Here is a 14649-nt window from a genome sequence, read left to right on the forward strand (position 1 = left end):
TGGTTTCGGTTGTGACCCGATTCAGGGGGTCGTCTGCAGGACCTTATAAAATTTCTTCGTCACGGAAATCGGATCCACGATCGAGTAAGGCGATCCGTTGCCGATCACGGAAGTTCCCAAGTCCGACCACGAAGACAAATTGGTCGAGGACTTGACCTGATAGACGCTGCCGTCGAGCGTGTCCCACGTGACCTCGACAGCGGGTGCAGCGGTCGCCTCCAGGACGAATTCGTCTCCGGGAACGGATGGAGTGGGGAGCGAAACCTCGTCGATCAGTGAAACCCACTGCCAGCCGTTGCCGGCTCCCATGGCCTGGATCCACCCGATTCTCATTTTCGCAGTACCTGCAGGGGCGGTGAAAGTTTTTTCCACCTTGGTCCAGGTGGAACCGACACTGGCAAACGAAGTGTAGGAGTTACCGATGAAGACGTTGGAGTTGTTGAAGAATTCGAAGCTATATTGCGGATTCGCGCCACCGACCTTGATCGGGTTCAACGCGTAGAATGAGAAGGTGTAAGTGACGCCTCCGGTGACCGAAAAGAAGTCGCTGCGCACGTCCGTGTTCGGCGGAGACACCGGACCCTCGGCGGCAGTTGACGATTCGATGACGAGCATCTGGCTTCCTTCGTGCGGGACATCGGCTCCGTATGAGGAACCCACGGTCATGCTTGCTCCGACGTTGGGTGCGACCACGATGTTCCAGTTTTCCGCACCGGGGTTGAAGTTGGAGGGAACGGCGGTGGTTTCGAAGCTTGGATTGGGCACTCCGTTGCCAAGCTGATCCGCAGTCTTTTCAATCACCTGATAGAACGGAGCCTTGCCCAGGGCGAACTTCGACGTGACCGAGGTTCCGGTGGAGGCGGTTCCCACATCCGACCAGTTGAAGCCGTCGGTGGATTCCTGAACCTGATAGCTGTTCGCCTCGCTCGTAGGGGTCCAGCCAACCAGCGTGCCAGTATTGATCGTGGCCGAGGGCGCTCCCGGAGGCGGAGGGGGAAGGATCTTGAAATTATCATAAGCCACCATGGAATCCGGACCCCAAAGAGGCACGACCATGAGCTGGGTGCAGGTGGGCGGAATGGTGATTTGGAATGAGTAGGTGGCCCACGAGGTGCCGTCACCAATGATAGTCGGATAGAGATCGCCGGTGCCGGTGGGAACGAATTCCACCTTGAGTCCGCCGATGTGGGTTCCGGCGAGAATCTTCATGTCCTGTTGGAAGGTATAGGTCTTTCCGGCAGTGAGGCCGAGCGAGGCGAGCGACATCGGGGCATTGTTGTTAGCCACCATCACCGCATACGCGCCTTTTCCTACTGAGTCGATGACCGCGCAACCATCGGGATTGCCGCCGGTGCCCGGGTAGCTGACGGTCTGGCCGCCGCCCTGGAAGAAGGCCCAAGCCGTGCCCGCGGCGGAGAAGGTTCCGTTAGGAATCACCGGGACGACCGGTGGCGGAACAATCTGTGTGTTGTCGACGAGGATGTTGTCATAGCCGATGCTGGAGTTTTCCCCCCAGAGCGGCACGACCTTGATCGCCGTGGCGGCGGGGTCGATGGTATAGGTGAAAGAGTAGGTCTCCCAGGAACCGGAAGTGCTGGTGGCGTACATGTCGCCGCTGTTGCTGAGGTGGGCTCCGTTCCACGATTCGATCTTCACGCCCCCGCGATGGCCGACGCCGGAGATCAGGGTGATCATGTCCTGTTTGAAGGTGTAAGTTTTTCCAGCCACCAGACCCAGCGAGGATAGGGGGATGGGAGCGTCGCCGTTGGCAACCCAAATGGCCCACTGACCATTGGTGGCATCCATGATTCCATAGCCGCCGGGATTTCCTCCGGTAGCCGGGTAGCTGTAGGAAATGCCACCGTGCACTTGGGCCCAGCTCGTTCCACCAGCAGTGAAATCACCATTGGGCATGAGCATGGGGGCCGCGATCGCGCTTCCCGAGGCACCCACAAGGGCGCAGAAAGCCAGGTTTTTCATGAATGAGTTCATAGGGTCTTTTTGGAGGTCTTGGTTTGGGATTTTTGCAGATCTACAGTTACCAGACGGCAGGTTGTTCGATCTGTTTGCGCAGGTTACGCGCTGCTGCTGCAATTTAATGCAACACCATCAGACATAAATAACTTCCGCGTTTGCCATGTCGAGGAATTTTATGCAATTATAGTAATTTTCTCTAATTATTCCTCGAAACCTCCATTTCATATCCATCTGAATGCCAGATTCTTACATAATATCCGTACGGTGATCCCGCAGCCATTTGATAGTCGCCTTCCGAGGACGTCAGTCCGTTGTTGAAAGTTCCAGTCCTGGTTCAAAACAGCCGGAGGGCTTTTCCGTTCTAAGGGCAGCCACGGAAAGCCGACGATCAATAGGAAAGCCCGAATCCTAGCGGAAAGAGCGCGCTCTGAGCGTAGACCTCGCCGTGCCCTCGCGGAACCTGATCCATGGAACGGGGCCAAGTGAATGATAGTTTGCCGCTTGCCGGGGAGTCGCCAAAAAGCACGTCAGCCACACCTGAACCCTCGGTCCCCGGAAGCCAGGCGGCCACGATGGCGTCCGCTTCGTCGGCCACCGGGCCGAGGACGAGCGGACGGCCTGATAGAATCACGACCACCACGGTCGCACCGCTTGATTTCGCATCGGAAACCGCGGCGATGTCTTCCGGCGCGAGGGAGAGATCCGCGGTGTCACCCTTCGACTCGGCATAAGGAGTTTCCCCGATGACCACGAGGGCTACGTCCGCGCCCTTCCCATCCGGTTGGGTTCCGGAGTCGGTGATCCGGAGGTTTTTCCCCGCGGATTGGCGCAATGCCCGGAGGATGGTGGTGCCACCGGTCGTGACCTCCCCGCGCTTGCCCTGCCAATCGATGGTCCAGCCACCGCATTGCATGCCCAGATCATCCGCTCCGCGGCCGGAGACATGAATCCTACCGGCGCTGCGGGAAAGCGGGATTGCCTTGTTCTCGTTCTTGAGCAGCACCAGCGACTTGCTAACAGCCTCACGCGCGATAGCGCGGTGCGCGGCCGAACCGAATTCGTTTTTTAATAACGCGTCGGCCTCCAGCTTGACGCCTGGTTTCATCAGACCCATGGCGAATTTCACGCGCAGGATGCGGACCACCGCGTCGTCGACGCGTTCCATCGGGATTTTCCCCTCCCGGACAAGCTCCGCGACCAAACGGGGAAACTCGCGGTAACGGTCGGTGAGCATCACCATGTCGATGCCCGCGTTGATGGAGATCTCGACACATTCCTTGTAGTTGGAAGCCCTCACCTGACCGGACGCGTTGTTGCTAACAGTTGCCAGGCTCTTTCCGGAAGATGCTGTCAGCTGATCGATGGCATTGTAGTCGGAGATGACCAATCCCGCGAAGCCGAGTTCCTTCTTGAGGATGTCGGTAAGGAGATGCCTGCTGCCCGAGCATTTCACCCCGTTCCAACTGCTATACGACGGCATGATGGTTGCCACCCCGGCATCGATGGCGGCTGGGTAGCCTGCGAGATGAATGGCTCGGAGTGTCGCCTCGTCGAGCCGGGTGTCGCCCTGGTCCAGCGGGGCCTTGCCATGGAGGCCACCGAAAGTGGTGCCGCCGTCGCCGATGAAATGTTTGGCACACGCGAGCACCGAACCGGGCTTCGAAAGGTCGTCCCCCTGGAGACCGCGGACGGCGGCAAGACCGAGCTCCGCAACCAAAGCGGGATCCTCGGAATACCCCTCGTAGGTGCGGCCCCAGCGGATGTCGCGAGGAACGGCCACACAGGGAGCGAACGCCCATTGGATTCCGGTGGCGCGGACTTCCCTGGCCGTGACGTGGGCGATCCTCTCGACAAGCCCCGGATCACGGGTGCATCCGAGGCCTATATTGTGGGGAAACACCACGGCACCGAGCACGTTGTTGTGGCCGTGGACGGCATCGATTCCGTAGATCAGCGGAATGCCTAACCGGGTGCTGAGCGCTTGCTTCTGGCAGTTTTCATACTGGGCGGCCCAGTCGCCGAGGTTATTGCCGGTTTTCGGATCGGAACTGCCGCCACTCAGGACCGAGCCAAGGTGATAAGTCGCGATGTCCGCGGGATCCTTGATGGCGAGCACGTTCGGCTGGGTCATTTGACCTGCCTTTTCCTCAAGCGTCATCCCTGCGACAAATGCCCGGATCTCGCCATCGCGGGCGGTAAGCCAGGGCGGCGAGGCGGCAAATGAAAAGCCGGGCAATGCGAACAGGACGAATCCGAGGCCCGCCTTCATGGCGAGGCTGGTGCGTGGTGCGCGAGGTGGCATGAAAGCGCGTTTCTGCTAGTTTGTGTGACGGAACGGATCACTCCTACAACCCTGCGCCGGTCGCGGCTCAAGGTTGCGCCGCATGGAGCCGCACGAAGATTTTCCCCGCCGGACCGCTGTTGATGGTGGTGGTGACCGTCACCACGCCTGCCACCGGCGCGGACGAAGTGATGGTTGCGGTGGTTCCGCCGGAGTTGGTTTCGGCGCTTGCCTTCCATTCCACGAGATCGGTTGACCACCGGTAACCATAGGAAACATCACTCGCGATGGTCGGGTTGAGCGTGTGCTGGAAGGTGGCGGAACCGCCCGTCGCCGAAATCTGGGTGAGCCCTGCGGAGTAGGTGTTGGGATTGGTTCCGAGGACATTTTCCAGACCATTGGAAACACCATCGTTGTCGGAATCCGTGACGAAACCGGTGGCTGGCGAGTTGGCGGCGAGCCAGTCGGCATAGGTATTTCCACCACCCGTGAAGTTGAGCTTGAGAACGTTGCCGCCTTCCACCGCGAGGACGTATCCGGCAATCGGGGCTGCCAGCACGGGAGTGCCAGTGATGGATGACGCGGTCATCAAGGTGTAGCTTGTCGACGGAGCCGGCGTCCCCGTGATCTTCACCGCACCCACCGTTAGATCGACGGTGGACGTGGAGGTGGTGGGCAAACCCAGGGTGAATCCAAGAAATGCCCCACTGCCCACCGTGATTGGCGAGGATTGGCTTCCGCCGACCAGGGCGAGCGTTCCCTCGGTCACCGTGGAGGCTCCGGTATAAATGTTGGCCCCCTTCAGCGTCAGTGTGCCCGCGCCGGTCTTGGCAAGAGACAAGGTGCTCGAGACCGTGGCGGTGTTTGCGATGTTACCGGGAAACTCCACGTCGCCTGCACCGGAAACATTCAGTGTTTTGCTACCAAGGAGCGGACTAACAGGACCATTGAGCGTCAGTTTGCCCGAGTCCGAACGGACCCCGTAAGCCGTGCCGCCGGAGTTCCATGTCAGGATTCCGCTGAGGATGTTGTCACCGCTGACGTTGAGCAGGTGATCGCCGGAGTTTCTGGCGTTGATGGTGATGTTCTCGGCGACAGTAATCCCTCCGCTGAGTGCCAGACGGCCGGCGGCGGATGAGATGTTGGTGCTTCCGGCAGTCGTTCCAAGGGCGGAAGGGTTTGAGATCTGCAAGGTTCCGCCCGTGATGGTGGTGAGCCCGCTGTGAGTGTTCGTTGCGGAAAGGACGGTGGTGCCGGAACCGACCTGCCGATAGGTGCCGCTGCCCGTGAGGACGTTGCCCACCGCATAGGTGTCGCTGTGGTTGAATTCGAGCGAGCCGGTGGTCACCGACACGTTGCCCGCGCCAAGATTGCCCGTGGTGCCGCCATTGCCGACCTGCAGCACGGTGTTCGAATTTTCCACGGTGGTGGTGCCGGTGTAGGTGTTGGTACCCGCGAGGACGACCGTTCCGCCACCGTTGACCCTTAGGTTGCTGGCCAAGGTGTTGGTAAACTCGTTGTTGTTCACCGTGCCGGTGACGAGCACCTTTCCGGGACTGCCGGCGGCGGATGTGCTGCCGAAGGTGAAGGTCTGGGACGATGTGCTGCTTTCCGCCAGATAGACGTTGCCCGCAACGGTCAGGAATCCATCAGCAGGCAACAGGGTCGTGGACACGTAGCGCGTGCCGCTGCCGGTGATGCTGCCGTTGATGGTCAGGTTCTGGGTTCCGCTGACGGTCAGCACGCTGCTGCCGGTGGCGCTAAGGAATATTTTGTTAGCAATCGAGCGGGCGGCATCGCTGGCGAAGAGACCGACGGAATTGTTGGTGGTGATCGTGCCCGATCCGAGCGCGCTGTCATTTCCAATACCAATGGTTCCTCCGAACAGGCGGGTGCCCCCGCTATAAGTGTTGGTTCCGGAGAGGACCAGGGTGTTGGCTCCGAGTTTGGTCAATCCGAGGATATTGGATCCGCCATTGGGATTGGCGATGACGGACGAATGAGTGAACACACCCAGATCCGCATTGCTCGTGTCCAACCCCAGGAAAGAGCCGGACACGAAGCCATCCGCCGTGCCGCCCAGCGCCCCCAACAAATTGATGTCCGCGGAGGTGAATTCGCCGAAGCCGCCGACGTTCATCGAAAGCGTAGCTCCGGATGAAACCACGATGTTCGCCGCCGTCCAACTCGCGTTGTTGTTGAAATACAGTGCTACCTGCCGGGACATCTGCAGCGTTCCAGCGGTCACAGCGGTCACACCGGTGTAGGTATTCTCGCCCCCTAAGATGACCCGGCCACCGTTGATTTTCTTGAGGCCGGAAGTGCCGATTACCCCCGCGTTGATGGTCAGGTTCGCAGTCGTGCTGTTGTTTCCTACGGTTGGGCCGGTTCCGCTCAGCTCCAGGTTGTAAATTCCGTTAACAACGTAGGACCCCGTCTGCCCGCTGCTCATCGAGAGCGAGAACAGGGAGATGGATTGGTCAAGGGTAATGGTGCCGCCCGTGGCCGGATTGGAGTAACCTGTGCCGCTCGCGTTACCGATGAACGCCGTGTTTCCCGGTCCGCCCACCCACGAAATGTTAGGTGTTCCGCCCGGAAGGGCGGTCCAGTTGGTATTCCCGACGTCGCTGGTCCACGAGCCGCTTCCGTTCTGATTGCTTGCGGCGGCGGGATTGGCATCCCAGTAGAAGCTATCGGCGGATGCGGTCTGGGTCAGGGCGAGCAGGCCCGCTCCCAGGGAAATAAAGGCAATGAACGGATTTCGGATGGGTTTCATGATGGGATTTCGTGGGGTTGGTTTTGAGCGATAGTGTCAGGAATTGAGGAAATGGTCTATTGGCTGATCGGCCAAACCGGCGTTTTTCCGCCAGCGTGCCGGAATTAAGATCACCTAACGCGACGACGGAACAATAGCAGCACACCGACACCACCTAGCAGTATCGAGGCTGGTTCGGGCACGACGGCAATGTTTACGAAGCTGTCGGACCCACCGGCGAATTCACCGGTGAAATTGGAACCGCCCTCGGTGGCGTTGTAGGAAATTTCCCAGGTATTCAGACCGGCGGTGAATTGTCCGTTGTTGGCAATTTCATTGCCGCCGAATGTGAAATATCCGTTGTTCCAGGAGCCCGTGTAGTTGATCAGCGAGAAGGTTGCTCCCAACGGGAGCGCCACATTCGTTAGAGCGATGTCAGCCAAGGTCAGCGCCACGGTTCCGGACAGATTCAGGTCGCCCGAGACCTTTTGGAGATCAGCCCCCACGGTCGGTGAGACGCTGGAGTCAAGGTCCACGGCAAAGGTCGATCCACCATTGAATGTTAGAGCTCCGGACGACAGCGTCTGGACGGACGCGCCGGGAGCAAGGACGCCGGTGACATTGACCGCACCGGAAATGGCGCCGGTTCCCCCCAGGGTTCCTCCGGAGTCGACGTTGACCACTCCTGCCCCCGTTCCCGAACCGCTGGTGTTGTTCACGAGCAGCGTGCCACCGGACACAGTCGTATTCCCGCTGTAGATGTTCGCATTGGAGAATGTGAGCGTGCCACCGCCGCTCTTGGAGACCGAGAGTGTTCCTGTTCCGTTGGAAACGATGCCGGACAGTTCGGTGTTTCCGCTACCGGAAACATTCAAGGATTTGGATGCGGTGCTGCCTCCGCCGATCCCGAGCGCGCTGCTGACAGTTAGTTTTCCGGAATCGGAGCGGAAATTGTAGGAATTGCCCCCCGTGTTGAGCGTGATCGCACCGGAGAGGGAGTTGTCACCGCCGGAATTGACCAGATGCGCGCCAGTCGCAAGGCTGTCCTTCCCGTTCAATCCAAGGGTTTCCCCAACAGAAATTCCGCCGATCAATTCCAACCGGGCAGTGCTGGAGCCTCCGCTGACAGTCGTGACACCGCCTGTGGTTCCCAACGCCTGGCTATGCGCCACACGCACCGCACCGGAATTGACGGCCAGTGTACCTCCCCATGCGGTGCTGATGCTGGAGTCGCCGTTGAGAAACAAGGTGCCAGCACCATTTTTCGTGATGTTGATGGCACCAGTGGCACCCGGATTGATCTGCCCGGTGACCGTGGTGTCGCCGCTGCCGGTGAAGGTGACGGCGCGGTTGTTGTTTCCACCCTTGCTCAACGAGGCGAGGATCAGGCCGCTCGACGAGTTGTTGTTGATCGTGTGGGAGGTGTCGATGGTTCGCCCGCCGATTTGGATGTTAGGAAGCGAGACGGCGCCGGCACCGGACGCTACGGTGATATCGTTCGTGCGGATGGAGGTACCGGTGATCGTGAGGCTCCCGCTTTGCCCGGCGGTGATGGAAAGGTTCGCACCCGAAGCGCCGGCGATGCCTCCGATGGCCGCCGGAGTGTTGCTGTTCGTGAGTGTTAGGCTCGCGGAAACAGTCCCGTCCCAGACAGCGGTGTCGCTCGTCGAGCTGGTAGATATCGGCAACGTGTCCGAAGTCCAATTCGCCGCAAGACTGATATTTGACCCCGTGCCTGCCGGGCCACCGTCCCATACATAAGTCGTCTGGGCCACAAGAGGGGCGACCAGACAGGCGGTTGCCGCGATCACGAACACGGCTGAGCAAGGGAAATGGCGAGGTTTCATAAGTTGGGTTTTATGGAATCATCAAAAGAGTGGCGACCCTACTGGTTCGGGTCAATTGGCCGATCGGCCAACCCACTGAGAATGAGCCACCCGCAGATCCATTAGACCTGCGGAATTTTCTGCCATCGGAACCTTAACCTGATTGGCCTCGATCATTGCGTCGCCATCCAAAATTTCCGACGAGATGCCAGCGTGGCTCCAGACGGCGAGATCCATCATGGCTGCGTAATGCGAAGTTTCATGAACAGCCGCGGATTCGAATTCGTCGGAACGCGTGCCTCGATGGTCCGCGTGGAAGAGCCTTCCGTCACCGTTTCCTCAAAAATTCCCTCTCCGCTCCAGTGGAGGAAATCCGTGGACCAGACCGGCTCCACCGTGATGCCGATGGCGGTCTTCGAAAGCGAATAGCTCATGCTGAAATGATCCTCGTCGAAATAGCTGTCGATTCCCGGCGGATTCGCGGCAAGTGGCGAGGTCCCGAGGCCGTATTCGACGAGATTGGCGATCCCATCGTGATCGGGATCGGCCGTTTTCCCGGCGATCTCGGGGTCGCCGGCATCCCCGCCGAAAAACGAGCTCTGCCACGCGGTAAAGGTGGTGGTCGGAGTCCAGACAATGCTGATAGAGGATCCGATTTTCCGGAGTTCGAAGCTACCCCGCGTTTCCGCGGCATGACCGGATGGATCGTTGTGGATGGAGCCGAGGACAAAATTACCATCGACCGCATTGGCTGATAGAACGGTCCAGGCGTGGGGCTGGCTCCAAAAGGCATCGGTGAAATCCACCGTGCTGCCCGGGCTGTCCGGCACGATGTCGACAACCGCACCCGCGGCGATTGAAACCTCGTCGGCGGTCACCGAATCGAAACCCGTATCGACGCTGTTGCCACCGATTTCCCATTTCAAACGGGAGGTCGCGGAGTAGCTCAGGGGAGCCGTGAATTCCTGAGTTCCGAACCCATAGCCGGGAGAGTGAACTCCACTAACAGCGGTGCTGGCGGCGATGGGTCCTGTTCCGGAAAGGGTGCCAGCAGCTTCCACCATCACGCTGCTGGTTGTGGATAAATTTCCGTTAACGACCAGCGTGCCGCCACTAACAAAAGTCCCGCCGGTGTAGGTGCAGGCTCCGGAAATCGTCAGGGTTCCGGTGTCGGTCTTTTGGATACCAAGGGTACCGGACGCGCTGCTGATAGCGCCGGAGATCTCGATATCGCCAGCTCCGGAGAAATGACTGATCTTAGTCGCCGTGCTGCCGAGCATGGTGATTGAATTGGCGATGAGGAGCTTGCCGCCGTCGGCACGGATGAAATAGTCGTTTCCTCCGGTGTTGAGGGAGATCGCGCCGGTCAGGGTGTTCATACCGCTTTCGTTGAGCAGTTGATCTCCCGAGTTACGGCCATTGATGGACAATGGTTCAGCGACCGTGATTCCTCCCCTCAGCGCGAGCTTGCCACTGCTGGTGATGCTGGTGATTCCGGCCGTGCCACCGAGCGCGGAATCGTGGGAAATGGCAAGCGTGCCGGAATTGATGGCGGTGGCACCGGCGAACGAGTTCGCGCCACCTAGCAGCCAGGTGCCGCTGCTGTTTTTGGTGATGGATACGGTGGACGCTCCATTCACGATGGCTCCGGTAATGGCGTTGCCAGTGTGGGTGCCGCCGAGCGCGAGTGTGGTGGCGTTGTTGGCACCGAGGTAGGTGCCGATGGTGAGTGGCGCGGTGGTGGGATTCAATGTCTGGGTGCCGGACGAACCGCCGGTGCTCTTGAGCTGCGCGATGTGCAGGCCATAGCCGTTTGCTCCCGTCACGTTGAGCGTCGTGCTGTTGCCCCAACCGGTGGTCGCGCCGTTGAGCTGGATGATGTTGCCCGTGGTTCCGCCGCCGTTGTTGCCGACGTCGATGATGGTGGTGATGTTGCTGTTTCCACCGAAGCCGTTGGACATCGGGATGACGCCCCCGCTGCCGGTTCCGTCAATGTGAAACTGGACCACAGGCGCGACCGCGCCGGTGTTGGATAGCAGCACGCCGTTGGAGCCGAGGCCGGTGGCGCTGGTCACGCGGATGATTCCGCCTGTTCCCTTTGAAATGGTGTGTCCGGAGTAGGTGTTGGCTCCGGCGAGAACGAGCGTGGAGCTTCCGGTCTTCGTGATGCCGCCGGTGCCGGAAACATTTCCCGTGATACGGCATTCGGCGCTGCCGCTTCCTTCGAAGGTGGTGGTGGTGCCGAGACTGACAGGTGCGCTGATTTGATAGATGAGCGATCCTCCGGCTCCAGCGGAAGCGGACAGATTCACCACCGGAGCGGTGCCATCACCCGCAGTGGCGAAGGCGAGGGTTCCACCGCTAAGATTTACCAAGCCCGCCCCACCCGCGGGACCGGTGCCGGAAAGGGTCAGGCTGTTGAGCGTGAACGGTGTGGCTGCGTTGTTATTGGAGACGATGGTGCCCGCGGGAAGGGTGGTTCCAGCCAGATAAGTAAGGGTCGTCGAATTGCCGCTTTGGGGTTGCGATCCGCTGAACCAATTAGATCCGTTGGTCCAGTCAAGGGCCGAGGCGGTTCCGGCCGCGGTCCAGAGCGCCTGGCTGGTATCGAGCACGCTGAGGAAGAACGATGCGGTCGAGGTGCCGGTGCCGTCGCCCGCGGAAATGACGATTTCGGTGGTACCGGCCTTGTTGGCTGCCGGGGTGACGGTAACGGTTCGGTTCGTCCCGCTTCCGCCGAAGACGATGTTCGCATTGGGAACGAGGGTGGTGTTGGATGAACTTCCGGATACTGTTAGGGAAGCGGAGGAGGTTTCCGCATCCGCGATGGTGAAGGCGATGGCTCCGGTGTTCGTGTTGACGTTGATCGCGCGGTCGCCGGGGCCGTTGATCACCGGCGTCGCGTTCACCGTGAGGGCAAACGCATCGCTTTTTTGTCCTCCATCCGCATCCGTGACGGTGATGGTGATGGTTGAGGTTCCAGGTTGGTTGGACGCCGGGGTGATGGTGACAGTGCGGCTGGCTCCCGTGCCGCCGAACACGATGTTTTCCACAGGCACGAGCGCAGCGTTGGATGATGCCGCCGAGATAGTTAGATTTGCCGCGGTCGTCTCGGTATCGCCGACCGTGAAGGCGATGGCACCGGTATCGGCATTCCCGCTGACGGTGCGGTTGGTGATGTCGCTGATGGTCGGCAGGTTGCCGCGATAGCCGACAGCGACACCGCTGAATCCACTGGTGCCTCCGTCGTTCACCGCCTTGGCCCAATAATAGTAACTGGCAGTATAGGCGGCGGTGGTATCATCGAAGGTAGTGGCGGTGACTGGTCCGAAACTGATCAAGACCGCGGTCGAGCTGTTATTTACCGTATTTCTCCAGACCTGATAGCCGGCAGCGCTGCCGACACCATTCCAGCCGAGCAGGACCCGGTCGTTATAGACGCCGTCGGTGGCATACAAGCCGGTGGGAGAAGAAGGCGTGGCGGGCAACACCCGATAGCCGGTATCCGAGCCGCTGAAACCGCTAGTCCCGAAATCATCCACGGCCTTCACCCAGTAATAGCAGGTCGTGGTGTAAGTGGCGGTGGTGTCGTCAAAGGTGGTGCCTGTGACGGGGTCGGTGTTGAGCTTGATGGCAGTGACACTGTCGTTTTCGGTGTTTCGCCAGATTTCATAACCATTAACTGAAGCGACACTACTCCAAGTGACACGCACCTTGTCGCTGAAGGCACCGTCGGTCGCAGCCACACCGGATGGAGCGGCGGGAGGATTTACCGAAACCACCTGGACGGTGCTCAAGGTGGTGTTTCCCACCGTGTCATAGGCCTTGCAGACGATCGTGTAGGAGGTGCCTGTCCCGGCAGGAACCGGCCAGAGATACTGATAGGGTGCGATGTTCTCGGTGTGTTTCAGGACGCCATTGATGGAATACTCCACCTTGCTGATGCCGGACTTGTCGGATGCGGATGTGTAGATCTCCGTGGTCGAACCGGCCTGCACCTTGTCAAAGAACGGTCTTTCGATTGAGACAAAGGGACCCATGGTGTCGGATGACTTGGCATCGTTGACCAACGGGGGAATGGGACTCTGCGTGATGAAGCCATACTTGTTGTCGCTGTAATAGGACAGCCCAACACTTTCCCTGTAAGCATCCTGCACTTCCGTCGACGTGGTGATCCGCCAGTCGTTGCCATCCGGGTTGTTGCCGTTGAAATAGACCCAGGCCTTGATCCGCGGCATGGAGTATTTAAGATAGTCCATCATCGCGGTGCGGTACCATTTTGCCTTCGAGTTGCTGGCCGGAGCACCCGTCTCGTCGGTGTGGCAGCCGGTTTCCGCGATCATGATCGGCTTGCCAGGAGCGATGGAAATGAGCTGATCGAGCGTCGGACCTCCGCGCACGGAGAAATTCCCCCAGTTGTTAGTGATGCGGTTATAAACGTCGGTGGACGTCCAATCGACATAGTTGTCGCCCGGATAGAGGGGCGGGATCGGAGTGGATCCGGAGTAGATGGTGTTAGGACACCACACCCAAGTGATGTTGGTCACGCCGTTGCGGGTGAAGATGTCGTGGACGTGGCGCCACATGGCGATGTATTGGGAGCTGGTGTTGCCATTGACGCCCGGGCTCCAAGGATACCAGTTTCCGCTCATTTCATGGGCGAAGCGCAGGAAGAACGGGTGGCCCCATGCCTTCGCGGAGAGTGCCCAGGATTTGATATACGCATCAAAATTCCCGTTGATGATATTGCTCAACTTATAGGTCGAATCCGGCGACGCACCTTCAGGTTGCCAAGTGATAAGAGGGATCGACCCGTGATTGCGGAGGCCGCTCATGGTCGACGTAGGGAAACCAATTGACCCGTTGCTGTCGTCCCAGTTCCTGAAGAAATTGATGATCGAGAGACCCTTTCCTGAATTGGTCTCGAAGGTGATGGCGCTGCTGAGGGAACCCGAGCCGCCTCCGAACGCGCCGTTGTAAACGGATTCCTGGGCAATCACCGAAGTCGCCAACAGTGTCGTACATGCCAGCAGTTTCAAGACTGCGGCAAGCCTCCGCAACGGCACAGTTAGATCGTGGGATTTCAAGACAGGATGGGTTTTCGAGGAGACATCCGGAAAATCGCACTGATCCCCACGCGAGTCTATTGGCCGATCGGCCATCGGGCGACATCACGGCTTCAGCAAGCCGCGCTCGAAGCCGCGGGCGACTGCTTCCGCGCGATCGGACGCCTGGAGTTTTACCAGCAGCGCCGCGACGTGGGCCTTGGCCGTGCGTTCGGAAATGTTGAGCAGACGGCCGATCTCGGCATTGGTGAATCCCTGGCGCACCAATCCGAGGACCTCCATTTCGCGGCGCGAAATTACTCCCTTTTCGTGATCCGCTTCGAGCAGACGGGCAACGTGTTTCCCGATCGGACGGCCGCCGGCGTGGCATTCACGGATCGCCTCCACCAGCTCGGTGCGGCCGATGTTTTTCGTGACGTAACCGGAAGCACCGGCCTCCAACGCGTGGCGGACGTCCTCCTGCGCTTCCGACGAAGTGAGCATCAGCACACGGGCGTCCGGATCCTCCGCACGGAGACGTTGCAAAACCTCGATGCCGTCCATACCGCCCATACTGAGGTCCAGCAACGTAACGTCCGGCCGATGTTCGCGCCACAGGCGCAAAGCGGACTCGCCGTCATCCGCCTCGACGACCACCTGGAGGCCGCGCTCGCTGTTCAGCATGTTTGCGAGGCCTGCGCGGAGGATCGCGTGGTCGTCGACCAGCATCAGGCGTATTGGTTCGGGTGAGGGCATGACGGGTTG

The 14649-nt window shown here is 59.6% G+C and carries 7 protein-coding genes; all 7 read right to left on the minus strand.

Annotated features, from left to right (window positions below):
* Positions 1-21 precede the first annotated feature (21 nt).
* The 7 genes from ABIQ96_RS05800 to ABIQ96_RS05830 all read right to left on the minus strand — a co-directional run bounded on the left by ABIQ96_RS05800 (position 22) and on the right by ABIQ96_RS05830 (position 14640).
* Complete coding sequence (locus tag ABIQ96_RS05800) at positions 22-1980, minus strand: hypothetical protein (protein WP_348213615.1); 1959 nt, start codon at positions 1978-1980, stop codon at positions 22-24.
* 385 nt (positions 1981-2365) lie between these two features.
* The gene (locus ABIQ96_RS05805; protein ID WP_348213616.1) at positions 2366-4279 is read right to left on the minus strand and encodes a glycoside hydrolase family 3 N-terminal domain-containing protein; all 1914 of its coding nucleotides are present in this window, start codon (positions 4277-4279) and stop codon (positions 2366-2368) included.
* A gap of 67 nt (positions 4280-4346) precedes the next feature.
* Positions 4347-7034, minus strand: a complete 2688-nt coding sequence (locus tag ABIQ96_RS05810; protein ID WP_348213617.1) for an autotransporter-associated beta strand repeat-containing protein — start codon at positions 7032-7034, stop codon at positions 4347-4349.
* A gap of 110 nt (positions 7035-7144) precedes the next feature.
* A complete protein-coding gene (locus ABIQ96_RS05815) occupies positions 7145-8860 on the minus strand; it encodes an autotransporter-associated beta strand repeat-containing protein (RefSeq protein WP_348213618.1) in 1716 nt (571 codons plus the stop codon).
* Positions 8861-8911: 51 nt separating this feature from the next.
* Positions 8912-9079, minus strand: coding sequence for a hypothetical protein (locus tag ABIQ96_RS05820; RefSeq protein WP_348213619.1), 168 nt, complete (start codon positions 9077-9079; stop codon positions 8912-8914).
* Positions 9076-13926: an autotransporter-associated beta strand repeat-containing protein gene (locus tag ABIQ96_RS05825; protein WP_348213620.1), complete on the minus strand. Its 4851-nt coding sequence runs from the start codon at positions 13924-13926 to the stop codon at positions 9076-9078. Before ABIQ96_RS05825 ends, ABIQ96_RS05820 begins: the two co-directional genes overlap by 4 nt.
* An 84-nt stretch (positions 13927-14010) precedes the next feature.
* Positions 14011-14640 (minus strand): response regulator transcription factor, encoded by a 630-nt coding sequence (locus ABIQ96_RS05830; protein WP_348213621.1) that lies wholly within the window; start codon positions 14638-14640, stop codon positions 14011-14013.
* Positions 14641-14649: the final 9 nt, after the last annotated feature.

The organism is Luteolibacter sp., from assembly GCF_039920825.1.
In the GTDB taxonomy this organism is placed as follows: Bacteria; Verrucomicrobiota; Verrucomicrobiia; order Verrucomicrobiales; family Akkermansiaceae; genus Luteolibacter.

Bases quoted from the DNA above. Each gene is read 5' to 3' on its own strand.
- ABIQ96_RS05810 (WP_348213617.1), bottom strand. From the start codon at position 7,034: ATGAAACCCATCCGAAATCCGTTCATTGCCTTTATTTCCCTGGGAGCG.
- ABIQ96_RS05800 (WP_348213615.1), bottom strand. From the start codon at position 1,980: ATGAAAAACCTGGCTTTCTGCGCCCTTGTGGGTGCCTCGGGAAGCGCG.
- ABIQ96_RS05820 (WP_348213619.1), bottom strand. From the start codon at position 9,079: ATGATGGATCTCGCCGTCTGGAGCCACGCTGGCATCTCGTCGGAAATT.
- ABIQ96_RS05815 (WP_348213618.1), bottom strand. From the start codon at position 8,860: ATGAAACCTCGCCATTTCCCTTGCTCAGCCGTGTTCGTGATCGCGGCA.
- ABIQ96_RS05805 (WP_348213616.1), bottom strand. From the start codon at position 4,279: ATGCCACCTCGCGCACCACGCACCAGCCTCGCCATGAAGGCGGGCCTC.
- ABIQ96_RS05830 (WP_348213621.1), bottom strand. From the start codon at position 14,640: ATGCCCTCACCCGAACCAATACGCCTGATGCTGGTCGACGACCACGCG.